Annotated in this window: 21 protein-coding genes and 1 pseudogene; 7 read left to right on the top strand and 15 right to left on the bottom strand. The window is 72.5% G+C overall.

The features are described 5' to 3' along the window. The first annotated feature begins 155 nt into the window (after window positions 1-155). Window positions 156-1,940 (top strand): PepSY-associated TM helix domain-containing protein, encoded by a 1,785-nt coding sequence (locus AC3EQ1_RS27000; RefSeq protein WP_432096938.1) that lies wholly within the window; start codon window positions 156-158, stop codon window positions 1,938-1,940. Between the two features lie 129 nt (window positions 1,941-2,069). Here AC3EQ1_RS27000 and AC3EQ1_RS26995 read toward each other — a convergent pair whose 3' ends face one another. From AC3EQ1_RS26995 to AC3EQ1_RS26970, 6 genes and pseudogenes are all read right to left on the bottom strand, one after another. After that, window positions 2,070-2,690 (bottom strand): winged helix-turn-helix domain-containing protein, encoded by a 621-nt coding sequence (locus AC3EQ1_RS26995; protein WP_432096937.1) that lies wholly within the window; start codon window positions 2,688-2,690, stop codon window positions 2,070-2,072. A 704-nt stretch (window positions 2,691-3,394) separates the two neighbouring features. Then, window positions 3,395-3,700 (bottom strand): annotated as a pseudogene (locus tag AC3EQ1_RS26990) (VOC family protein); the annotation flags it as partial. Between the two features lie 54 nt (window positions 3,701-3,754). Continuing rightward, the gene (locus tag AC3EQ1_RS26985) at window positions 3,755-4,273 is read right to left on the bottom strand and encodes a hypothetical protein (protein WP_432096936.1); all 519 of its coding nucleotides are present in this window, start codon (window positions 4,271-4,273) and stop codon (window positions 3,755-3,757) included. A gap of 277 nt (window positions 4,274-4,550) precedes the next feature. Further along, complete coding sequence (locus tag AC3EQ1_RS26980) at window positions 4,551-5,024, bottom strand: hypothetical protein (protein WP_432096935.1); 474 nt, start codon at window positions 5,022-5,024, stop codon at window positions 4,551-4,553. Between the two features lie 422 nt (window positions 5,025-5,446). After that, window positions 5,447-5,773 (bottom strand): divalent-cation tolerance protein CutA, encoded by a 327-nt coding sequence (cutA, locus tag AC3EQ1_RS26975; RefSeq protein ID WP_388845004.1) that lies wholly within the window; start codon window positions 5,771-5,773, stop codon window positions 5,447-5,449. A gap of 109 nt (window positions 5,774-5,882) precedes the next feature. Next, on the bottom strand, window positions 5,883-6,689 hold the full coding sequence (locus AC3EQ1_RS26970; protein WP_432096934.1) for a phosphotransferase family protein: 807 nt from the start codon (window positions 6,687-6,689) through the stop codon (window positions 5,883-5,885). A gap of 312 nt (window positions 6,690-7,001) precedes the next feature. Between AC3EQ1_RS26970 and AC3EQ1_RS26965 the strand changes: the two genes are divergently transcribed. From AC3EQ1_RS26965 to AC3EQ1_RS26955, 3 genes are all read left to right on the top strand, one after another. Next, window positions 7,002-8,402, top strand: coding sequence for a DNA-binding protein (locus AC3EQ1_RS26965; protein WP_432096933.1), 1,401 nt, complete (start codon window positions 7,002-7,004; stop codon window positions 8,400-8,402). Between the two features lie 139 nt (window positions 8,403-8,541). After that, window positions 8,542-9,045, top strand: coding sequence for an NUDIX domain-containing protein (locus tag AC3EQ1_RS26960; RefSeq protein WP_432096932.1), 504 nt, complete (start codon window positions 8,542-8,544; stop codon window positions 9,043-9,045). A 187-nt stretch (window positions 9,046-9,232) separates the two neighbouring features. Continuing rightward, the gene (locus AC3EQ1_RS26955) at window positions 9,233-9,364 is read left to right on the top strand and encodes a hypothetical protein (protein WP_432096931.1); all 132 of its coding nucleotides are present in this window, start codon (window positions 9,233-9,235) and stop codon (window positions 9,362-9,364) included. A gap of 112 nt (window positions 9,365-9,476) precedes the next feature. Here AC3EQ1_RS26955 and glnA read toward each other — a convergent pair whose 3' ends face one another. Continuing rightward, window positions 9,477-10,886, bottom strand: coding sequence for a type I glutamate--ammonia ligase (gene glnA / locus AC3EQ1_RS26950; protein WP_388844995.1), 1,410 nt, complete (start codon window positions 10,884-10,886; stop codon window positions 9,477-9,479). Window positions 10,887-11,292: 406 nt separating this feature from the next. On the opposite strand from glnA, the gene AC3EQ1_RS26945 reads away from it, so the two are divergent. After that, a complete protein-coding gene (locus AC3EQ1_RS26945; RefSeq protein ID WP_388844992.1) occupies window positions 11,293-11,760 on the top strand; it encodes an RDD family protein in 468 nt (155 codons plus the stop codon). 459 nt (window positions 11,761-12,219) lie between these two features. On the opposite strand, the gene AC3EQ1_RS26940 is transcribed toward AC3EQ1_RS26945, so the two are convergent. From AC3EQ1_RS26940 to lipB, 4 genes are all read right to left on the bottom strand, one after another. Next, a complete protein-coding gene (locus AC3EQ1_RS26940) occupies window positions 12,220-12,909 on the bottom strand; it encodes a DUF4191 domain-containing protein (protein WP_432096930.1) in 690 nt (229 codons plus the stop codon). Between the two features lie 10 nt (window positions 12,910-12,919). Continuing rightward, the gene (locus tag AC3EQ1_RS26935; RefSeq protein WP_351513726.1) at window positions 12,920-13,129 is read right to left on the bottom strand and encodes an SCO2195 family GlnR-regulated protein; all 210 of its coding nucleotides are present in this window, start codon (window positions 13,127-13,129) and stop codon (window positions 12,920-12,922) included. A gap of 237 nt (window positions 13,130-13,366) precedes the next feature. Further along, window positions 13,367-14,332 carry a lipoyl synthase gene (lipA, locus tag AC3EQ1_RS26930; RefSeq protein ID WP_432096929.1) on the bottom strand — a complete coding sequence of 322 codons (966 nt, stop codon included), beginning with the start codon at window positions 14,330-14,332 and terminating at the stop codon, window positions 13,367-13,369. Between the two features lie 133 nt (window positions 14,333-14,465). Continuing rightward, window positions 14,466-15,296, bottom strand: a complete 831-nt coding sequence (lipB, locus tag AC3EQ1_RS26925; protein ID WP_432096928.1) for a lipoyl(octanoyl) transferase LipB — start codon at window positions 15,294-15,296, stop codon at window positions 14,466-14,468. A 313-nt stretch (window positions 15,297-15,609) separates the two neighbouring features. Between lipB and AC3EQ1_RS26920 the strand changes: the two genes are divergently transcribed. Then, window positions 15,610-17,103, top strand: a complete 1,494-nt coding sequence (locus AC3EQ1_RS26920) for an NsdA family TPR-like regulatory protein (protein WP_432096927.1) — start codon at window positions 15,610-15,612, stop codon at window positions 17,101-17,103. Between the two features lie 182 nt (window positions 17,104-17,285). On the opposite strand, the gene AC3EQ1_RS26915 is transcribed toward AC3EQ1_RS26920, so the two are convergent. Both AC3EQ1_RS26915 and AC3EQ1_RS26910 read right to left on the bottom strand, forming a co-directional pair. Next, window positions 17,286-18,617: an NAD(P)/FAD-dependent oxidoreductase gene (locus AC3EQ1_RS26915; RefSeq protein ID WP_432096926.1), complete on the bottom strand. Its 1,332-nt coding sequence runs from the start codon at window positions 18,615-18,617 to the stop codon at window positions 17,286-17,288. A gap of 434 nt (window positions 18,618-19,051) precedes the next feature. Further along, entirely contained in the window at window positions 19,052-19,954 is a 903-nt protein-coding gene (locus AC3EQ1_RS26910) for a TIGR01777 family oxidoreductase (RefSeq protein WP_432096925.1), read from the bottom strand. A gap of 73 nt (window positions 19,955-20,027) precedes the next feature. Between AC3EQ1_RS26910 and AC3EQ1_RS26905 the strand changes: the two genes are divergently transcribed. Further along, window positions 20,028-20,534, top strand: a complete 507-nt coding sequence (locus tag AC3EQ1_RS26905) for a GNAT family N-acetyltransferase (protein WP_432096924.1) — start codon at window positions 20,028-20,030, stop codon at window positions 20,532-20,534. A gap of 195 nt (window positions 20,535-20,729) precedes the next feature. Here AC3EQ1_RS26905 and AC3EQ1_RS26900 read toward each other — a convergent pair whose 3' ends face one another. Together AC3EQ1_RS26900 and AC3EQ1_RS26895 are read right to left on the bottom strand one after the other, a co-directional pair. Next, a complete protein-coding gene (locus tag AC3EQ1_RS26900) occupies window positions 20,730-21,506 on the bottom strand; it encodes a GNAT family N-acetyltransferase (protein ID WP_432096923.1) in 777 nt (258 codons plus the stop codon). Window positions 21,507-21,862: 356 nt separating this feature from the next. Beyond that, the gene (locus tag AC3EQ1_RS26895; RefSeq protein ID WP_432096944.1) at window positions 21,863-22,381 is read right to left on the bottom strand and encodes a DUF4240 domain-containing protein; all 519 of its coding nucleotides are present in this window, start codon (window positions 22,379-22,381) and stop codon (window positions 21,863-21,865) included. Window positions 22,382-22,557 lie beyond the last annotated feature (176 nt).

The raw sequence follows: 22,557 nt of genomic DNA, 5'->3' as shown, positions 1-22,557 counted from the left end.
CGGATTCCGTCCGCGGACGGACCTGCCGGTGGGTGCTTTCCACCACGGCCGTCGGCCGCTGGTGCGGCTGCCTTGCCCTGCCGCCCATCGCACGACGGTCTCCACCCCGCCGCGTACCGGTCCACCCGTACGCGGAGCCGAGACCGAAGGACCCCATGTCCGTTGACGACCCCGTAACGGGGACCGAGAACACCCCCTCCGCGCCGCCCGGCCCGGAGAAGAGCATCGGCTCGCTGAAGTCCACCGACGCCGAGAAGGCCACAGGTTCGGAGAAGGCCACCGGGCCGGAGACGAGCACGGCCGCGGAGAAGACGGCTCCGGAGCAGACGGTCCCGGAGCAGACGGCTCCGGAGAGGAGCACGGCTCCGGAGAAGGCCACAGGCTCGGAGAAGAGCACGTCCCCGGAGGCCGACCCGGGCGACGCCGGATCGCAGGGTGCCTCCTCGGAGTGCATCGATAGGGACACCGACAAGGGCACCGCCCCGTCCACCGGCGCAATCGACGACCCGTCCACCGACCCGTCCACCGACCCGGGCGACGACGGCCGCCGGAGCGGCTGGGCCGCCCTGCGCCCGCTCGTCCTGCGCATGCACTTCTACGCCGGCGTCCTGATAGCCCCGTTCCTGCTGGTCGCGGCCGTCACCGGGCTGCTCTACGCCGCCTCGTACCAGATCGAGAAGGTCGTCTACGCCCACGAGCTGACCGCGCCCGTCGGCGACCACACCGTCCCCCTCTCCCGCCAGGTCGACGCGGCCCTGCGGGCCCACCCGGACGGCAGCCTCACCGCCGTCTGGCCCTCCACGGAGGACGGCGCCACCACCCGGGTCCTGCTGAGCGACCCGAGCGTGGACGAGGGCAAGTCCCTGGCCGTGTTCGTCGACCCGTACACCGCCGAGGTCCGCGGCTCGCTGGAGAGCTACGGCGGATCGGGCGCGCTGCCGTTCCGCACCTGGGTCTCCGAGTTCCACGCCAATCTGAAGCTCGGCGAACCGGGCCGCCTCTACAGCGAACTCGCCGCCAGCTGGCTCTGGGTGGTCGCCCTCGGCGGCCTGCTGCTGTGGATCAAGCGCCGGCGCACCGTCCGCGGCGCCCGCGGTCTGCTGCTGCCGGAGCGCGGTGCGACCGGCCGCCGCCGCACCCTCTCCCGGCACGGCGCGGTGGGCCTGTGGGCCGTGCTCGGCCTGGTCTTCCTCTCGGCGACCGGTCTGACCTGGTCGACCTACGCGGGGGAGAACATCGACGTGCTCCGCACCCAGGTGCACGGCGCGACCCCGGAGATCTCCGCCGAGGTCGGCGGCGGGCACGGCGGTGGCCAGGGCCACGGTGACCACGCGGGCCACCACGGGGGCGGCGGTCACGGCGCCCACACCGGCCAGGACGTCGGCCTCGACCGGGTGCTGGCGACCGCCCTCGACCGGAAGCTCACCGGCCCGATCGAGATCGCCGCCCCCACCGAGCCGGGCACCGCGTACCTCGTCAAGCAGACCGACAAGGAGTGGCCGGTGCACCTGGACGCGGTGGCCGTGGACCCGGCCACCGGCGAGGTCACCGACGAACTGAGCTTCTCCGACTACCCGTTGCTCGCCAAGCTCACCCGTTGGGGCATCGACGCCCACCAGGGGCTGTTCCTCGGGCTGGTCAACCAGATCGCGCTGATCGCGCTCGCGGGGGCGCTGATCCTGCTGATCGTCTGGGGCTACGTCATGTGGTGGCGGCGCCGGCCCGCCCAGAGCACGGGCCTCACGTTCGGCAGGCCGATGCCGCGCGGCGCCTGGCGGCGGGTGCCGTTGCCGGTGCTGCTGCCGCTGGCGGCCGCAACGCTGGTGATCGTCTGGCTGGTTCCGCTGCTCGGGCTGAGCCTGCTGGCGTTCCTCGTCGTGGATGCCGCGCTGGGAGCCGTCGCCCGCCGTCGCGCCGGCTCGACCCAGGCGCATTCCTGACGCAGAGAGCCCCGGGTCCCCGGTACGCCGTTCGCGTACCGGGGACCCGCGCGGTTCGGGGTCGTCCGAGCCGCGCGGTGACGAAGCGGAGATGACCTGCCGGCCGGCGAACTGCCCGGTGGAGTCGGGCTACCGTCCCGGCGGCGTGTACTTGTAGCCCACGCGCCGCACCGTCACGATCGACTCCCGGTGCACGCCCAGCTTGCGGCGCAGCCGGGCGATGTGGACGTCCACGGTCCGGCCGTCACCCACGTGCCCGTACCCCCACACCGTGGTGACGAGCTGGTCGCGGCTGTGCACCCGGTGCGGGTGGGCGACGAGATGGGCGAGCAGTTCGAACTCGAGGTAGGTCAGGTCGAGCGGCCGGCCGTCGACGGTCGCGATGCGCCGGTCGGCGTCGATCCGCACCGGCCCGGCCTCGGGTGCGGTCTCCGGCGCGGGGCGGGTCTCCGGCACCGGTCCGGCTCCCCGCGCCGACTCGTGGGCCGGGTACGACGGATCAGCCGACGGGACGGGGACCACGCCCGCGGCAGGGGCGTCCGCCGGCACCAGGACCAGGTAGCCGACCATCGGCGGCTGGCCCGGCAGGGTCGGGAGTGTGTGCTGCGGCGCGGGCAGCCAGGTGGTGCCGGGCGGCAGGAAGTCGGCGAGTTGCACCACTTCGTCCCGGTCGACGGCGCGGAGCCGGTGCCGGCCCAGCGGAGCGGACGGCGAGACGGGAGCGGCGGACAGCGAACGGGTGTTGGTCATGGAAGCTCAGCTCTTTCGCGCGGAGAAGTCGTCGAGGGACGTACGGCGCGCGGGCCGGTGGCCGACCGGAACGGTCGGCGGCTGACTGCGACGGGACGGCGTCAGCGCTGGAAAGGGGCCTGCGCGGGAATCGCGCGGCAACACACTCGGTCGAAGTCGTGGTGCTGCCGTGAAGGCCAGAACGGCTCGAGGTCGTGGCGACCCGGTGCGGTGTTCTGGAAGCTGGCCATGACCCCATTGAAGCAGAACCGGCATCGCCCGCGCTCTCCTCGACCAGGAGTTGATACGGAATGCGACGCACGTCTCCGGCCGATTCCTTTCGGCGGAACGGCGACCGGGGGTGACCGGGCGGGACGGCAGCCCGGTCGCCCCGGGCCTCACTCCCGGACGAGGCAGAACGGATGGCCGGCCGGATCGGCGTATACGCGCCAACCCGGCTCGTCCTGAACGGAGTCCGAGCCGGGGCCGGAATCGGAGCCGGAGCCGTTCTTGGGAACGGTCGCGGAGCCGGTCCCGGAATCGGCTGCGGAACCGCCCCCGGAATCGGCCGTGGAGCCGGTTTTGGAGTCGGCCGTGGAACCGGGCCCGGAACCGGCCGCGAAACCGCTCCCGGAACCGTTCCCGGAACTGGCCGCGGAGACAGGGTCGGCACCGGTCTCGGAGACAGCGTCGGCGTCCGGCTCGGAACCGGACTCCGTGACCGCCGGAGCGAGCCGTGTGGCCCCCAGGGCGAGCACCCGCGCCTCGGCCCTGTCCAGGTCGCTCACCCCGACGTCGAGGTGGAACTGCTGCGGATGCGCCGGGTCCGGCCAGCGCGGTGGCCGGTGGTCCGCCGCCCGCTGGAAGGCGAGGACGGGGCCGCCCGGGGTGTGCAGGGTCGACCACTCCGCGTCGAGCGACCAGCGGCGGTCGGGCCGGTCGACCTCACCGCCGAGGACCGCGGCGTAGAAGCGGGCGAGGGCCCGCGGGTCGGGACAGTCCAGCACCACACACTGCAGATTGCCGATCATGGGGCCATTCTGCTGCCTGAACGGGACCCGGCCCGGTCACTTGATCCGGCCCAGTCACTTGATGATGGCGTTGGCGATCGCGATGAGCAGGCCCACCGCGGCGTCGGCGAGCCCGATGAGGATCGCCCCGCCCTGCTTGTAGCCCATGCGCAGCGCGGCGAACATGCCCAGTCCGAACAGCAGCACCGTGTTCACGCCGAGCCCCGCCGCCGTGGCCGGTTCCTCGGACCAGTGGGCCAGCTCGGCCACGCACAGCAGGAGCACCGTTGGAAGGGCCGCGGTCACGAGCGGCCACTCGCGCAGCAACGTCCGGAGGAGCATCAGCCAGCGGTGGCCCGCCGTGCCGGGACGATAGGTCGACATATGGCGTGCGTAGCCGTGCGCGAGAGCCGACGAGATGGCCGTGACCAGCACCCACAGGGCGTCGTAGACCGGGGTGTAACTGGCGCCCTCGGCCTGGAGCGCGGAGAGCAGGGCGCTGGCCAGCACCAGCCCGTACACCCCGCCGAAGAGACTGTCGGAGGTCTCGACGTGGTACTCGGCGGGCGCGGGCGGCGACGGCTGCTCGGACACGGGGGCGCTCCTCCCGAAGCAACGGGACGCGGCGATGGCGGCCCCACGCTACGGCAGTTGATCACCCACTTTCGCCCTCCGTGGGGCGTTTCGTCCTTCGGGGTCGCCGAGTCGCCGGTCGTCGGGTCACTGCCGAGGGACGTGCGGGTGCTGCGCCGCAGGCCGCTCCGCCGGGCGGCCTGCGCGGCATCTTGTCCCGGCGGCCCGCAGTGGAGGAGCAGGCCTGGGAGGCCCTGGGGGCCTCGGGCGGGCTTGGGCGGCGTGGATTGCCGCGGACTCAGCCGGTATTGCCCAGCGTTCCGGTGTCGCCAGGTGTTCCGGTCCCGCGGGGAGCGCCGTTCCCGGGGGGAGTGCAGTGCCTGACCGTGTCGACGGGGGACTCGCCACTGGCAGAGGGGGGAGCGGGAGCGTCGCTGCCGTCCTCGTAGGAGAAGGGCTCGATGGACCAGGGCTGGTCCGGCCCGTCCCGGTAGGCGGCATAGCCGGCCGGCAGCGAAGCGGTCTCCGCGAGCGAGGGATCCGCCTCGGCGAGATGGACGAGGCAGTGGACGATGCACGCGCCCGGCAGATTGGGGTCGTTCACGCCGTCCCCGACCAGCCAGTCGCCGTCCGTGTCATGCACCACGGTCAGCGCCGGAAGGTCTCCTTCGGCCACGGTTCGCTGGACCACGGCCCCCAGGTCCCGGGGGAAGCGCCCCTCGGGAAAGGGAAAGGTGACGGTACGGAAGAGCTCATGTTCTTCATGCCTCACGCGCGCAGTGTGTCACTTGAGGCCCGGTTCGTCTGCAGTTACCGAATCATGCACCCCATAGATCTCACCAGCCCCACCAGTCCCACCGAACCGGGACATCCGGGGGCAGGGTGTAGCGCAGGGGACACCGACCGCGCACGCACCGCCCCGGCGCACTGCTGCGGGTCCCGCCCACGGTCGGAGAAGGGCGCGGGTGCACCGCTGCCGGGGCCCTGCCCGGTGCGGACCGGACGCGCGCAGGCCGGCCGGTCACGGGCCCGGACAGGCAGCCCCTCCCCGGTACACACCGGCAGGTCATGGGCCCGGACCGGGGCAGCCGGCCACGGGCCGGGCCGGCTCAGGTCCGCTCAGCTCAGGTGAGTTCAGCCCAGCACGGGTCAGGTGACTTCAGCCCAGCCCAGCCCAGCCCAGCCCAGCCCAGGTCAGCCGACGGTCTCGGTCCGCAGCCACGCGAGGTACTCATCGCTCCCCGCCGTGATGGGGGTGACGATGACCTCGGGGGTGTCATAGGTGTGCACGCGCTTGATGTGCGCCTCGAGCTCCGGGTAGCGGGCGGCGGTGGTCTTGTAGAGCACGCGCCACTCGGCGTCCGCCTCGATCTTCCCCTGCCACTGGTAGACGCTCGTGACGGGCCCGTCGATCTGAGCACACGCCGCGAGCCGCTGCTCCACCGCGCTCGCGGCGAGCCGCTGGGCGCGGTCCTCGCTGTCGGTCGTGGTCAGCACGGCAAGGAACTCGGCATCGGCCACGGTGTCCCGCTCCCTTCGATCATCGGCGCCAGCGACCGTACAGCACGGCACAGACACCGTCCTCGCCCACAGCAAGGCCGCCGAGGGATGTCCGAGCGGGCAGCGGCTCTCAAGCCCCTTCCGCGCCCTCCGCCAGCAGCCATCGGACCCGATCGAAACCGGCCGCCCTCAGCCGTGTCCCCTCCGCTCCCGCTGCCAGGGCCCACGCGGCAACAACGAGCGTGCGCGCCGTGACCAGGAGACCCAGCCGGGGATCGCGCGGATCCGCGCCGTACGCCCGGATCGCCGCGTCCGCCCACTCGGGGCCGTACCCGCTCTCTCCCTCGCCCAGGACCCGTGCACGGGCGGCCAGGCATGCCAGATCCCACAACGGGGGCCCCACGGTGACATCTTCGAAGTCGGTCCACACCAGCCCACGGGGCGTCGCCATCACATTGCCCGCATGGGCGTCGCCGTGCAGAACCTGCTCTCCGGACCCCAACCCGTCCACCGCGGCTCGGACTTCGGCATGACGGTCCCGGATCCGGGCCAAGGTCTCCTCCGGCAGGTCCGCGTCCGGCGACAACCGGTCCCACCACATGGCGCACTCGTCCAGCAGCCCGAGCCGTGGCAGCTCCAACTCCAGCCCCCGCAGCCCCTCGTGCAGCCTGCGCAGGGACAGGCCCGTCTCGACAGGATCCAGCACGGCGGCGGGATCCGGCCGCTCCAGAGCCACAAAGGTGAGGGCCAGCCCGTCGTACAGGTGCGGCCCGGGCGGCAGACGGGACACCGTGACCGCGCCTCGCCCACCGAGGTGCCGCACGACGGCGACCTCCCGCGCGAGCCACTCGGCCGCGCCGTCCCGCAGGTCCCCCATGATTCCGGCGACCCGCGCCACCACCGGATGCGGCGCCAGATGGACGAGCACATTGCTCATCCGCCCGAGAACCACAGGCTCCGTACACCGGAGGCCGTACTCCGCGGCGACACTCACCGCGGCGCGGACCGCGCGATCGTTCGGTAACGAGGACATGCCCGGCATCCTCTCAGCACGGCCAACTCCCTTACCCGGAAGGCGGGCGGGGGAGGTCGCACCATCGGCGGGACGTCCGAACAGGGCAGAGCAACCGGATTGTGCAGTGTCCAGCGGATTCGGTCGGACTGATCTCGATACTTCCGTTCCTGCGTGAAGTGGCCCGGCCCCGGCCTAGACTCCCCGCACATCTGACCCACAGCCAACGGGGGACGCGTGGACCATCTCCTCACGGTCACCGGACAGTCGGCCGAGCCGGCGACGCCGACGACCCTGGCCACCGAGAGCCTGTACGAGCGCAAGCACCTGCAGGAATGGGTGATCGCCAACCCGGAGATCCTGGGTGACTCCGTGCTGGTCGTCACGGCGGAGTACGACCGCTGGGCCGACACCGACGGGGTGCCGGCACGTGACCGGCTGGACGTGCTGGGCCTGGACACCACCGGGCAGCTCGTGGTCGCGGAACTCAAACGCGGTATGGCGGACCGGGACGTCCATCTCCAGGCGATCACCTATGCCGCGTTGGTGTCCCGGTTCAGCCTCGACACGCTGGCCGAGGCGCACCGCGACTTCCTGGCGGGAAGGGGCGAGCCCCTCGGCCTGGACGACTGCCGGAATCGCCTGCTCGATCACGTGGGCGGTGAGTTGTCGCCCGAGGTGCTGCGACGGCCCCGCCAGGTGATCATCGCCGGGTCCTTCCCCAAGCAGGTGACGCACACCGTGGTGTGGCTGTCGGAGATGAACCTCGACATCGACCTCATCGAGGTGAATCTCTGGAAAGTGGAGGAACGCCTCGTCGCCGGCTTCACCAAGGTCTATCCGACCCCGGAGGCGGAGGAGTTCACCCTCGCCCCGGCCCGGAAGGAATCCGGTGTCGTCGCCCAGACCTTGCAGGAGCGCTCACAGTCCAGGAACGCGGTCCACAAGCTGTTCGCAGCCGCGTTGCTTCCGGATGGGGCCCGGCTCCGTCTGATCCCCCGGCACGGTGCTCCGCAATACATCCAGGAGAGGATCCGTGAGTGGGCGGGCGAGGAAGCCGGCCGATCCACCGCCACCTGGACCAACGACGTGACCAAGCCGCTGACCTGGGACGCCGACGGCTTGCAGTACACCCCGACCGGCCTGGCCGATCACATCTTCCAGGCGGTGGAAGGGCGAAAGGTCAGCGGCATCCAGGGCACCACCTGGTGGGACGTGGACACAAGCGTTGTCCCTGAAGGAGTGGACCCGGACGAATGGTCGGCACTGGCCGGCCTGAGCTTGTCAAACCTGGCCGGGCAGGTCGGAAGCACAGGGCGGGACTGGACGAGCCTCCACAGCCTGCTCCGTGCCCTGCCTCCAACGCGGTGGACCACGTACGGAGACGTGGCCGCCGTCATCGGAAGCCACGCCGTTCCGGTGGGCTCCCACCTGGCCAACTGCGGCGACTGCCCCAACCCGTGGCGCGTCCTCAACGCAAAGGGCAAGGTCAGCACCGGATTCCGATGGTCCGACCCCGGCCGCACCGACTCACCGGCCGAAATGCTGGCGGCGGACGGCGTCCCCATGAAGGCAGGAACCGCAGCCCCGTCCGCCCGCCTGTCCGTCCCGGAACTCCGGAGCTTGCTCGACGGCTGAGGGCAGGCGCACCCACCGGTACGCGATGGCCTCACTATCCACCAGCGCCACCAAAGCCCGGAGCCGCCGAACTCGCCCGCCGCGCACCCGAAGCACGGGCCTGAGCTGCCCACCAACCGGCCGACGAAGGGATACAGCCGTGGCTCAGCGGACAACCGACGACCAGCCCAAAGCTCTCAAGCCCGCCCTCGACTCCATGACCCTGCTGGTCGCCGCAGTCATCGTCCACGACAAGGCCACCGACCGCGTCGTCCTTCTCCAACGCAGCCGGAACGCCAAGTTCGCCCAAGGCATGTGGGACCTTCCCGTCGGCAAGAGCGAACCCGGCGAGCCGATCACGGAAACCGCCGTGCGCGAGCTGTACGAAGAGACCGGCCTGACAGTGAAGCCGGAGGCCCTACAGGTCGCCCACATCATCCACGGAGCCTGGGGGGTCGAAGCGCCCAACGGCTTTCTCACCGTTGTCTTCGCCGCCCACGAATGGACCGGCGAACCCGAGAACCGCGAGCCGCGCAAGCATGCCCAGGTCCGGTGGGTCGCAGCCGACGCGATTCCCGGCGAGTTCGTGGACACAACGGCCGGCGCCCTCCATCGCTACCTGGCTGGTGGGCGGCCTCAGGTATCCCTGGACGGTTGGGGCTGAAATCCTGCTGGGAGAGATCGCCGAAGGGATGGACCGATCACCCGGGTTCCCACCCACGATGCGCATGGTGATCGACCCCGCAATTCGGACGCTTCTCTAGACGGGGGTGTTCAGGTGCCCCGGCGCCACGGTCACCATGACTCGGATCGGCACGCCGTCTTCGCCGTACCCCACCCGGGAGTGACGCGTGACGGGACGCACGTACACGCACCTGATGCCGAACAGCCAGGATCGCGCACGGAAGGCCATCGACGGCGCGTTCGGTGCAGCCCCGGAGGGTGAGGACGGCAACGAGGACGGGGCTCCGGTCGCGGCCTGAGCCCCGTCCTCCCTGAAAGGCCGTCGGCCGTGCCTTCCGGGAGCGGAAGAACACGGCCGACGGCCCACAGACGGCCCAGGGGAGCGGAAACCCACCCTGACCTGCGGCGTTCTTAGATGTCGAAGTACATCTCGAACTCGTGCGGGTGCGGGCGCAGCTGGATCGGGGCGATCTCGTTCGTCCGCTTGTAGTCGATCCAGGTCTCGATGAGGTCGCTGGTGAAGACGCCGCCGGCCTGCAGGTACTCGTTGTCCGCCTCCAGGGCGTCGAGCACCGCGGGGAGCGAGGTCGGGACCTGCGGGACGCTTGCGTGCTCCTCGGGGGCGAGCTCGTAGAGGTCCTTGTCGATCGGCTCGGCCGGCTCGATCTTGTTCTTGACGCCGTCCAGACCGGCCAGCAGCAGCGCCGAGAAGGCGAGGTACGGGTTGCTGGACGGGTCCGGGGCGCGGAACTCGACGCGCTTGGCCTTCGGGTTCGAGCCGGTGATCGGGATACGCATCGCGGCGGAACGGTTCCGCTGCGAGTACACCATGTTCACCGGGGCCTCGAAGCCCGGCACCAGGCGGTGGTACGAGTTCACCGTCGGGTTGGTGAAGGCCAGCAGCGACGGGGCGTGCTTGAGGATGCCGCCGATGTAGTAGCGGGCGGTGTCCGAGAGACCCGCGTAGCCCGCCTCGTCGTAGAACAGCGGGGAGCCGTTGGACCACAGCGACTGGTGGACGTGCATGCCCGAGCCGTTGTCGCCGAAGATCGGCTTCGGCATGAAGGTCGCGGTCTTGCCGTTGCGCCAGGCGACGTTCTTCACGATGTACTTGAAGAGCATCAGGTCGTCGGCCGCGGCGAGCAGCGTGTTGAACTTGTAGTTGATCTCGGCCTGGCCGGCGGTGCCGACCTCGTGGTGCTGGCGCTCGACCTTCAGGCCGGCCGCGTCCAGCTCCAGGGAGATCTCGGCGCGCAGGTCGGCGAAGTGGTCGACCGGCGGGGCCGGGAAGTAGCCGCCCTTGTAGCGGACCTTGTAGCCGCGGTTGTTCTCGACGGCACCGGTGTTCCAGGCGCCGGCCTCGGAGTCGATGTGGTAGAAGGACTCGTTCGCGCTGGTGTTGAACCGCACGCTGTCGAAGACGTAGAACTCGGCCTCGGGCCCGAAGAACGCGGTGTCGGCGATGCCGGTGGAGGCCAGGTAGGCCTCGGCCTTCTTCGCGATGTTCCGCGGGTCACGGCTGTACTGCTCGCCGGTGATCGGGTCGTGGATGAAGAAGTTGATGTTGAGCGTCTTGTCCTTGCGGAACGGGTCGACACGGGCGGTCGACAGGTCCGCGCGGAGAGCCATGTCGGACTCGTGGATGGCCTGGAAGCCACGGATCGACGAGCCGTCGAAGGCCAGCTCCTCGTCCGCGTCGAACGCCTCCGCCGGAACGGTGAAGTGCTGCATCACACCAGGCAGGTCGCAGAACCGGACGTCAACGAATTTGACGTCCTCGTCCGCGATGAACTTCTTCGCGTCGTCGGCGTTCTGGAACATCCAACTCCTCCTAGCCCGCCGCCAGGGGGCGGGATTGCTGCTCGGGGCGTGGCCAGTGCGGTGGCACGCTGGCCCCGACCATAGGATTCCGGGATTTCCCGAGCATGACCCAATTGTTTCGCTGAGGTTAACCGCCGGGCGTCGCTGTCCGCCTCCGCAGATGAGGCGGGCATACGCCCGTCACACCCTATGAAACACCTCCTCGGAAGTTGTGCGGCGCAGCCCCGCGCAACGGGCCGGGAAGGCCGCTCAGCAGCCGTGGCGCCGTCCGGACGCCCGTGACCAGCGCGGACCCGGACCGGCGGGCCCGGAGGCCGGGCTCCGGCCCCTGCCCGGCCGGGGCCGGGGGCGGTTCTACGGGGGCCTGGCCGTCGGGGAATGTATGCGGTCCCAGTACCGTGGTCGGGTGGACAATAGGCAAGCAATCGGATCGTGGCTCTCCGGTCCCCGCGCCGCAGCCGAGGAGATGGGGGTCGATTTCGGCCACCGCGGTGAGCGCCTCGGACTCCCGGAGAACGGACCGGGCTCGATCGCTCCCCTCGGGCGGCGCTTCGGAGCCCTTTTCATCGACTGGGCGCTGTGCGTACTGATCGGCTACGGGCTGCTGGCCCGCGGTGACCTCTCGGCCGCGAACAACTGGGCCCTGCTGGTCTTCGTGGTGCTGAGCGTGCTCACGGTCGGCACGGTGGGTTACACGCCCGGCAAGCGGCTGCTGGGGATCCGCGTCATCGCCGTGGACGGCACGCGCCTGTCCCTGCCGTACGCCGTGCTCCGCTCGGCCCTGCTCGCGCTGCTGGTCCCGGCCCTGATCTGGGACCGCGACGGCCGGGGGCTGCACGACCGGCTGGCGCGGGCGGTCCAGGTCCGGATCTGAGGCTCCCGCCCGGGAGCAGGCGGTCCGGGTCCGGATCCGGGGCTCAGGCCCGGGAGCGGGCGACCCAGGTACGGATCTGAGGCACCGGATCCGGATCCGAGGTACCGGCGGGAGTGGGCGGCCCACAGAAGCCGCCGTGTCCGCCCGGGGCCCGGCCGCCCGGCCCCCGCCCCGGCCTCGCAGGCGAGCCGACGGTGACGGCCACCTCCTGTGCCCCGCAGGCACGCCGCCCCTCAACCCGCATCCGCCCCACAAGCGGCACCCGCCCACAAGCGGCACCCGACCCGCAAACGCGGAGCCCCACAAACGCGAAGGGCGGCCCGGAACCGAGTTCCGGGCCGCCCTTCGCGTTGCTCGACGCGCTCGCGCGCCGGTCGCTGAGTGCGCCGTCGTCCGCCGCACCAGCAGCCCACCGCGAGCGGCGGTCCACCGTGAGCGCGCGGGCTCACCTGCGCCGGCTCAGCGCATCTTGCCGCCCCGCGGCATCCGCATGCCCTTCGGCATCGGGCCCTTCGGGATCGGCATGTTGCTCATCAGGTCGCCGAGCGCGCGCAGCCGGTCGTTCACCACCGTGACCTGGGAGCCGGGGAGCACCCGCGGCAGCTTCATCAGGGTGGTGCGGAGCCGCTTCAGCGGGACCTGGCCCTCGTCGTCACCGACGACGACGTCGTGCACCGGTACGTCGACGACGACGCGCGCCATCTTCTTCTTCTCGGACGCCAGCAGGGCCTTGACCCGGTTCGGGTTGCCCTCGGCCACCAGCACGATGCCGGCCTTGCCGACGGCCCGGTGGACGATGTCCTGGTTCCGGTTCATCGCCACAGCGGGGGTCACGGACCAGCCGCGGCCGATGTTCTCCAGCACCGCGGCCGCGGCTCCGGGCTGGCCTTCCATCTGCCCGAAGGCAGCGCGCTCGGCCCGGCGTCCGAAGACGATCGCCATCGCGAGGAAGGCCAGCAGGAAGCCCAGGAGGCCCAGGTAGACCGGGTGGTCGATCAGGAAGCCGATCGCAAGGAGGACACCGAAGGTGACAATTCCCACAGCCGCGACGACAAGACCGACCTTGGAGTCGACCCGCTTGGTCATCTTGTAGGTCAGGGCGATCTGCTGCAGCCGCCCGGGGTTCTCGGATGTTTCCTTCCTCGCCATGCCCCAGAGTTTACGTGGCCTGCGGAGCGCGGGTTGCCACGGCCTCCAGCACGTGCTGAGCCTCCCGCCGGTCGTTCGCCCGGCGACGGTCCTCCAGGACCGCGGTCCAGGCGTTCTGGCGGGCGGTGCGCTGGCCGCCGCGGAGCAGCACCTCCTCCACGGCGCGGAGGGCGTCGGTGACGGACGGGATGGCGGTGGCGCGGACGGGCGCGGCCTGCATGGCGAAAGTCCCCTCGGAGCGGGTGGGCGGGAACGGAACTGCGCTGTGCTTACCAACTGCGCTGTGCTTACCCGGGGTCACTCCCCGGTCCCATCAGAGTCACTGATGGGTGTTACCAGCACGTGACCGGTTGGTCAAACACCAATGAAACCCATACGTGGCCCGTACACACCTTGACGCGGCCCGTACGTGGGAACGTACGGGCCGCGTCACCGACCGAATGGCGGAACCGGCGCCTCAGCCCGCCTGCGGGGCGGCCGCGGCGGAGCGGCGGTCCATGGCCTGCCGGAAGAGCCGGCCGGCGCGGTAGGAGGACCGGACCAGCGGCCCGGACATCACACCGGAGTAGCCGATCTCCTCGGCCTCCTCCGAGAGCTCCACGAACTCCTGCGGCTTCACCCAGCGCTCCACCGGGTGGTGCCGGACGGTCGGCCGCAGGTACTGGGTGATGGTGATCAGCTCGCAGCCCGCGTCGTGCAGGTCCAGCAGCGCCTGGCTGATCTCCTCGCGGGTCTCGCCCATGCCCAGGATCAGGTTGGACTTGGTCACCAGACCGGCCTCACGGGCCTTGGTGATGACCTCCAGCGACCGCTCGTAGCGGAACCCGGGGCGGATCCGCTTGAAGATCCGCGGCACCGTCTCCACGTTGTGCGCGAACACCTCGGGACGGGAGGAGAAGACCTCGGCGAGCTGGTCGGGGTCGGCGTTGAAGTCGGGGGCCAGCAGCTCGACCTTGGTGCGGCCGTCCGTGCGCTCCGCGGTCATCGCGTGGATCTGCCGCACCGTCTCCGCGTACAGCCAGGCGCCGCCGTCCTCCAGGTCGTCGCGGGCGACGCCGGTGATCGTGGCGTAGTTGAGGTCCATGGTGACCACGGACTCACCGACGCGGCGGGGCTCGTCCCGGTCCAGCGGCTCCGGGCGGCCGGTGTCGATCTGGCAGAAGTCACAGCGCCGGGTGCACTGGTCACCGCCGATGAGGAAGGTCGCCTCGCGGTCCTCCCAGCACTCGAAGATGTTCGGACAGCCCGCCTCCTGGCACACCGTGTGCAGGCCCTCACGCTTCACCAGGCTCTGCATCTGGGTGTACTCGGGCCCCATCTTCGCCCGGGTCTTGATCCACTCGGGCTTGCGCTCGATGGGCGTCTGGCTGTTCCGGACCTCCAGGCGCAGCATCTTGCGTCCGTCGGGTGCAACTGCGGACACGTCCGGCTCCCTACGACTTCGATTCTTCGGCGCACACCAGGGTACGCCCGTTGTTCATACGGTCCTACGCGGTGGCCAACCCGTACGCCTGTGGGGACATTCCCCCGGACGGCGCCGGACCGGGCCGGCCCGGCTACTCGGCGTGCGCGACCTGGCGGGGCAGCGGGTTCGCCGCCTCCAGGACCGCCCGCAGATGCTTCTCGACCACCGGCACGACCTCGGTCACGGAGACCCGGCGGCCCAGCTCGTCGGAGATCGAGGTGACCCCGGCGTCGCGGATGCCGCACGGCACGATCCGGTCGTACGCGGTGTTGTCGGGATCACAGTTGAGGGCGAAGCCGTGCATCGTGACGCCCTTGGCGACCCGGATGCCGATGGCGGCGAGCTTGCGGTCCTCGCGGCGCTGGCCGGCGTTGGACGGGGCGTACTCGGGGCCGTGCAGCCGGGGGTCGAACTCGTCGTCGTCCAGCCGCGGGTCGAGGTGCAGCGCCAGGCTGCCCGTCGACGGGCGCTGGTCGATCGGGTCGCCGAGCACCCAGACCCCGCTGCGGCCCTCGACCCGGGTGGTCTCCACGCCGAACTCGGCGCAGGTCAGGATCAGCGCCTCCTCCAGGCGGCGGACGTGCGCGACCACGTCCACCGGGCGGGGCAGCTTCAGGATCGGGTAGCCGACGAGCTGGCCCGGGCCGTGCCAGGTGATCTTGCCGCCGCGGTCCACGTCGACCACCGGGGTCCCGTCCAGGGGGCGCTCACTGTCGGTGGTGCGCCGTCCCGCCGTGTAGACGGGCGGGTGCTCCAGCAGCAGACAGGTGTCCGGGATCTCGTCCGCGAACCGCGCCGCGTGCACCTGCCGCTGTTCCTCCCACGCCGCCGTGTACTCGACGGCGGCGTCCCCGAAGCCCAGGTGGACGAAGCGCAGGGACTCGGACACGGGGGCCGTCTCCTGGGAGGGGGCAGCGCTCACGGGGGCTCCTTCGAACTCACGTCTTGCTTCTCTCACGCGGTAGCCACTGTACGGCCGGGGTCCCGAAATGTCGGCACGCGGGTTCCCGGGCCCCGGGCGGCCCCGCCCGGTCCCGCGTGCGGCGCCTGGCCGTCGCTCCCGCCCGGCGTTTGCTCACACGATCGGATGAATACGACGCGATGGCCGCGATCAGGGCGGCCACGGCCGTTAAGTTCGCGCCGTTCCACATGGGTGATCGGGGGGAAGCGGCAGGCTCGTCGCCTTTTCGCGCCCTCTGCTCCCAGGGCCCGGAAGGCAGGAGACCGCACAGCCGATGACGGATCGACCCCAGCAGCGCATTCCCAACCGTCAGCTCGCCGCGCTCATCGCGGAGGCCGGGTTCTCCAACGCCGGGCTCGCCCGCAGGGTCGACCAGCTCGGCCTCGAACACGGCCTCGACCTGCGCTACGACAAGACCTCGGTGACCCGCTGGCTGCGCGGCCAGCAGCCGCGCGGCACGACGCCCGCGCTGATCGCCGAGGTGTTCACCCGGCGCCTGGGCCGCCGGCTCTCCGCCCAGGACCTGGGGCTGGACGCCTGCGCCCCGGTCTACGCGGGCCTGGAGTTCGCGGCGAGCCCCGCCGAGGCGGTGGACATCGTCAGCGGGCTGTGGCGCAAGGACTCCGGCAGCCACGCCGAGCTGCGCAAGATCGCGTTCACCCCGGCGGGGCTGGTCGTGCCCAGCCGGGACTGGCTGATCGGGCGGCCCGACGAACGGGTCGGCCGCGGCGTCGAGGCGCCCGCGGCACCGGCCCCCCGGTCCGGCGGTGCTCCCGGCGCCCCGGGGGACACCGGCGGGCGGGCGCAGGCCCCCGGCCGGGTCCAGGTGCCCCGGCAGCGGCAGACCGACCGGGTGGCGGGCCAGCGGGTCACCTCGGGCGACATCGCGGCCCTGCGCTCGGTGGCGGAGCTGTTCCGCACCCTCGACCAGGCGTACGGCGGCGGGCACGCCCGGCAGGCCCTGGTCCGCTACCTGGAGCACGAGGCCGAGCCGATGCTGCGCGGGGCGTACGGGGAGTCGACGGGACGCCGGCTGTTCGCCGCCGTCGCCGACCTGACCCGGCTCGCGGGCTGGACCTCGTTCGACATCGCCGCCCACGGGCTCGCGCAGCGCTACTTCGTCCAGGCCCTGCGGCTCGCCCAGGCGGCGGGGGACCGCCCGTACGGCAGCTATGTGCTGGTGACCATGAGCCGGCAGGCCGTCTACCTGGGGCACGGCCGGGAGGCGGTGCAGCTCGCCCGGGTCGCCCAGCAGGGCGTCGGCAGCGGAGCGCCGCCGGTGGTGCAGGCACTGCTGCACGCCGTGGAGGCGCGCGGGCACGGCGTGGTCGGCGACGTCCGGGCCTGCACCACCTCGCTCGCCCGGGCGGAGAAGGCGCTGGAGGCGGCACGGCCCGGTGACGAGGTGCCGCACTGGGCGCGGTTCTTCGACGAGGCGCAGCTCGCCGACGAGTTCGGCCACTGCCACCGCGACCTCCAGCAGTACCGGGTCGCCGCGCAGCACGCGGAGCGCTCCCTGCAGCTGCGCGGCACGGCGTTCGCCCGCAGCAGGCTGTTCTGCCGGGTGGTGCTGGCCTCGGCGCGGCTGGGCATGGGCGAGCTGGAGCAGGCGTGCGCGCTGGGGGCTGAGGCCGCCCAGCAGGCGACCGAGATGCGGTCGGCGCGTGCCGTGGAGTACGTCCGGGACTTCGAACGGCGGCTGGAGCCCTACAAGGAGGCGCCGGCGGTCCGGGGGTACCGGGAGCGGGTGGCGGCGCTCGGCGTGTGAGGCCCGGCAGGGGGGAGGGCACGATGGGGGTGTGGGGACGGGCGGTGCGGGCCGGTGACCGGGCCGTCCCCCTGGCTGGGCGGGATGTGTCCGGGCAGGACGCGCCTGCGAGCGGGACGCACACGGACGCGACGGGGCGCACCGGCGACCGCCGGCCGGCCCCGGCGCCGGTGCGTCCTCCCTCAGGCCGCCACGGGCAGCGCCGGCGGTTCCTCGGCAGGCGGGAGGCCGAAGTCCCGCAGGGCGGCGTGCGCGGCGCGACGGCCCGAGAGGATCGCGCCGCGGGCCGTACTGGTGTCGCGGTGGTCCCCGCAGACGTACAGGCCCGACAGCACCCGCACCGGACGCCGCGGGTCGTGCGGCGCGCCCATGGCGGGCACCGCCTCCGGGTCGTGGTGGGCGCCGAGCAGCCGCCAGCCGTCCGCGGAGGTGCCGTAGAGCTCGCCGAGCTGGCCGCGGGCCGCCTTGTCGAGCACGTCCGGCGACTGGGCGGCGGCGGAGCCGAGCACCGTCGAGGTGATGAGGACCCCGCCGGGCGGCGTCCGCGACGGATCGGCCTCGCTGACGACCGCCGTGTGCGAGACCGGCCCGCGCCGTTCGCCGTCCAGCAGGAGCGTCGGTTCGGTCAGCGGGGAGACCTCGGCCGTGTGGTGCAGCACGGTCACCGGGTGGAAGTCCGGGACCCGCAGGCCCGGAAGGAGTTCGGCCGCGGCGCGCGCACCGGTGGCCACCAGCACCGCCCGGCAGGCGAACTGCCCGTGCTCGGCGGTGTCGACGCAGGTGGTGGACGCCGCGACGGCGCGCACCCCGGTCTGCACGGTGCCCGGGGGCAGCGCCGCTGCCATCAGCTCCGGGACGGTGGCGGCACCGCCCGCCGGCAGGCAGAGCCGGCCCCGGGCGAAGCCGCGCAGCGCCAGCTCGGCGCAGCGGCTGGAGGTGTTCATGCCCGGGTCGCTGAGCAGGGCGGTCAGCAGCGGCCGGAGGAAGCCGTCGACGGTACGGCCCGGCAGCCCCCGGGAGTGCAGGGCCTCGGCGGCGGTCTGCTCGGGGCGCGTGAGCAGCCGGTCGGCCGGGAGAGCGGCGAGCCGGTTCAGGAATGCCGAGGCGCGCGCCGGGTCGAGGGCGCCGCCCAGCGGCGACCGCGCGGCCGACGCGAGGGCGCGGGCCGCGGTCAGCGCGCCGCGGGAGCTCCGGGCGTCGCCGAACCGCTGGTGCCGGCCGCCGAGCTGCACCAGGACTCCGGACGACAGCGGGCGGAGCGTCAGACCGCCGAGGCCCGGAGTCCGGAGCACTTCGGGGTAGAAGGTGTTGAGGAGCTGCGGGGTGCGGTCGAGCCGGAAGCCGTCGACCACGTCCGTTGCCATCCGGCCCCCGACATGAGGGGCCGCCTCCAGGACCGTGACCCCGACGCCCGCCTCGGTCAACTGGTGCGCCGCGGAGAGACCCGCCAGCCCGGCGCCCACGACGACGACGTCCGTCCGGTGTGTGTTGTGGCGTGCTGCGCTGCTGAGCACGGGCCCCTCCCCGAGGTCGGCGGTGTCTCGCGCTGAGCGGCCCTGCCCGGCCGCTGGGGACCTCATGCCCTCAACGGCCTCTCGGGATGCTCGAGTTATGGACGAGCGTAGGAACGAATTCGGTCGTAGTCAGTCGCGCATCGACCGGGCACGGGCGCACACCCGTCGCACGATGAACGCATAGGGATTGTTGGCTGGTCAAGAGGTGGAAGAGAGCGGTCGAAAGCGGTCAATCGACGCCTGTCCGGAACCTGTCGCCGGCTGCCCGCCGACCCCGGCCCGTCGCAGCTCGCCCGCGGCTGCCGGACCCCGTCGGGGCGGTACGCGGAACGGGCCGGGCGCCGGGCGGTCGAACGGGCCGCGGCGGACCCCGTATCTCACGTCCTCCCCGGGGCGGGGACCGGGGCGGGCGGGACCGGGTTACCGGCCGGCGGTCAGGTCAGCGCGGAGCGCACCGCGGCGTCCATCGTCGGATACGCGAAGGAGAAGCCCGTTTCGAGCAGCCGCCGGGGCAGCACCCGCTTGCTGCCGAGCAGTTCCTCGGAGAGCTCGCCGAGGCCCAGCCGCAGTGCCGGGGCCGGGACGGCGAGGGCGGTCGGCCGCCGCAGCGCACGCCCCATCGCGGCGGTCACGTCGCGGTTCGTCGCGGGCTCCGGCGCGGTGCAGTTGACCGGCCCCGACAGCTCCTCCGTCTGCAGGATGTGGCGCAGCGCCGCCACCTCGTCCCGCAGCGCGACGAGACTCCAGTACTGGCTGCCGTCGCCGAGCCGGCCGCCCAGCCCCAGTTTGAAGAGCGGGATGATCCGGCGGCCCCAGGCCCCGCCCTCGCCCGAGACCACCAGCCCGGTGCGTGCGAACGCCGTGCGGATGCCCGCCTCCTGGGCCGGCGCCGCCGCCTCCTCCCAGTCCACGCAGAGCCGTGCGAGGAACCCGTCGCCGGGCGGGGCGGACTCGTCCACGGTCCGGTCACCGGTGTCGCCGTAGAAGCCGACCGCGCTGCCGCTCAGCAGCACCCGGGGCGGGTTGTCCATCGAGGCCAGCGCCTCGGCGACGGTGGCCGTGCCCAGCACCCGGCTGTCCCGCAGCTTCCGCTTGTACGCCGCGGTCCAGTAGCGGTCCCCGATCCCCGCGGCCGCGAGGTGCACCATCCCGTCGCAGCCCATCAGGCCGGCCGTGTCGACATATCCATGTTCCGGGTCCCACTCGACTTCGTCCGCCGCCCGGGGCGCCCGCCGCACCAGGCGGACCACCTCGTGTCCGTCGGACCGCAGCGAGCGGACGAGTGCCGTTCCGATGAGACCGGTCGAGCCGGTGACCGCGATGCGCATGTCCGACATCCTGCCCCGGCCGCTCCCCGGGATGCCGGAAAAGGCACCGGGCGGACACGCACGGGATGGCACAGTGTCCCTCATGCCCGACTCGCACATACGTACCGTGATTCGTCGTGCTGTCCCCGACGACGAAGCCGTGCTGGCCGCACTGGACCGGCGCACCTGGTCGACGCTGCACGCGGTGACCCCGAGCCCGCCGCTGGAGACCGACCCCTTCTTCGACGAGCGGCACCTCCCCGCCCACTTCCTGGTGGCCGAGTGCGAGGGGCGCGTGGCCGGCTACCTGCGGCTGATCCGGCCCACGCCGCTTCCCACCAACGCCCATGTGCGGCTGATCCAGGGCCTCGCGGTCGACACCTGGGCCCGCGGCCGGGGCGTCGCGCGGGCGCTCCTCGACGCCGCCTGCGACGAGGCCCGCCGGCAGGGCGCGACCCGCATCACCCTGCGGGTGCTCGGGCACAACACCCCGGCCCGGCGGCTCTACGCGGCGGCGGGCTTCGTGGTGGAGGGCGTGCTGCCGGGGGAGTTCCTGGTGGCGGGCGAGTACGTCGACGACGTGGTGATGGGGCGGTGGCTCACCCCCTGAGCGAGCGGCCCGCTGTCCGGTGCCCCACCGGCCGGCACCACCGCCGGCAGGCACCGCCAGCCGGCACCACCGGCCGACCGGCGCCCCCCGTCCTGGGGACTGCACCGGCCGATGAGGTCCACCGGACCGAACGGTCCCACCGGCCGGCAGCGGGCTCGGCTCCGCCGGCGGGCGGGCTCCGGTACCTCGCGGGAGTCAGGGCCGGTACATGAACGGTGTCGTGGTGCTCAGCCGGACGAATCCGAGCCGCGCCAGGATCGGGGCGCTCATGCTGGAGGCGTCGACCTGGAGGTAGTCGTAGCCGCGCTCGGCGGCGATCCGGGCCCGGTGGGCGATCAGTGCCCGGTAGATGCCCCGCCCGCGCCACGACGCCACGGTGCCGCCGCCCCAGAGCCCGGCGAACCCGGTGCCCGGATACAGCTCCATCCGCGCCGCGGACACCGGCAGCCCCTCGGCCATCGCGACCACCGCGTGGACGGTGTCCGGATGCGAGGCCAGTTGGGCGTGCATCCGCTCCCGCAGACCGGCGGCGCCGGTGCCGAACGCCTCCTCGTGGACGGCCGCCAGGAGGTCCACGTCCGCCGGGGTGGTGACCGGGTGCAGCCGGACGCCGTCGGGCAGCTCGATGCGGGTCGCCAGGTCGCCGACCCGGGCCACCATCAGGGACTCCTGCGGACCGGGCTCGAACCCGGCCGCCGTCAGCCGCTCGGACAGGTCGTCCGGCCGGTCATGGGCGTAGAGCTTCCACTCGAACTCCCGCCCCAGCGCCGTGAAGTACCGCACCTGCTCCGCGATGGCGGCGTCCGCGGTCCGCGGGGTCAGGTCCGACCAGACGACGCCGTTCCAGCCGCTGTCCGCACCCACCTGCCGCACCACGTCTCCGGACCGCTCGACCCGGGCGCCGGGGCCGTCGGCCGGTACGTCGCGCCGCATCCGTCGGTCGAACAGGTCGAGCATCGACTCATGATCCATCCGCAGAGTCCAGCACCGCGCGGCCCCGGCCCACAACCGGTTTTGCGGCGGCTGCGGCCCGGAACAGGGGTGGGGGGAATGCCGCGGTACGGGCGTGGGCACGACGGCGCGCGTGAGGAGGACGTACGGGGGCGGGGCGTACGGGGCGGGGCGTGCGGAGCAAGGAGTGGAGGCGGCGTACGTGCACCGGCCGGGGGAGGGGCGAAGGACCCACGGGCCCCGGCTCGCTCCGGGACGAGCGGGCCCCAGGGCTGGGACGAGCGGGCCTCAGGGCCGGGACGAGCAGGCCCCAGGATCGGAACACTCGGGCCTCAGGGCCGGAAACGGCCGGGCCCCAGGGGGGAACGTCCCGAACCTCAGGCCCGGAACGCGTCCCACAGCTTGGGGAAGCGTTCCGTCAGGGCCCTGTCGTCCTCGAAGTCGAGGGCCGTGCCCGCGGGCTCCCGGGGCGGCGGGGCCAGGCCCAGTTCCGGCGTCTCCAGCCCGGTCAGCTGCTCGTACGCCTCGTCGGCCGCGTAGCCCAGCTCCTCGGCGTCGCCGTCGACCTCCTCGTCGAAGTCGTCGAGCAGCTCCGCCAGGTCGTCCGGTTCGTGCAGCGCCCCCTCGAAGACCTCCCGGCCCTGGCCGATCAGCCAGCAGCGGAAGTTGTCGAAGGCGTCGTCGCTGGAGCCGCCCAGCAGGACCCAGGCGGCGCCCCAGAGATCCCACCGGTAGGCGCGGTTGAAACGCGCCTCGAAGTGGCGGGCGAAGTCCAGTACGGCCTCCGGGTCGAACTGCAGCAGCCGGTCCACGAGCAGCTCTGCCTGCTCCTCCGGGTCGCCCTCGGCGGCCTCACGGGCGCTGTCGATGATCTCCCAGAAGTCCGTCTCGTCCATCACGGGACCAGGATCGGCCCTGCCACCCCCCGACGCACGCGGAGCGGCGAGGCTGCGGCTGTGTCGTTACCGGCCGGGGTGCCGCGCCGTGATCGAAGTGATCTTGCGACTGTCCTACGGCCCGCCCGGTCGGCGCAGCGCCCGGGGCGGTGCCGGCGAGGCTGCGGCCTCCGGCG

Source organism: Streptomyces sp. bgisy100 (assembly GCF_057709105.1).
This window is presented reverse-complemented; position numbering and strand designations above follow the sequence as displayed.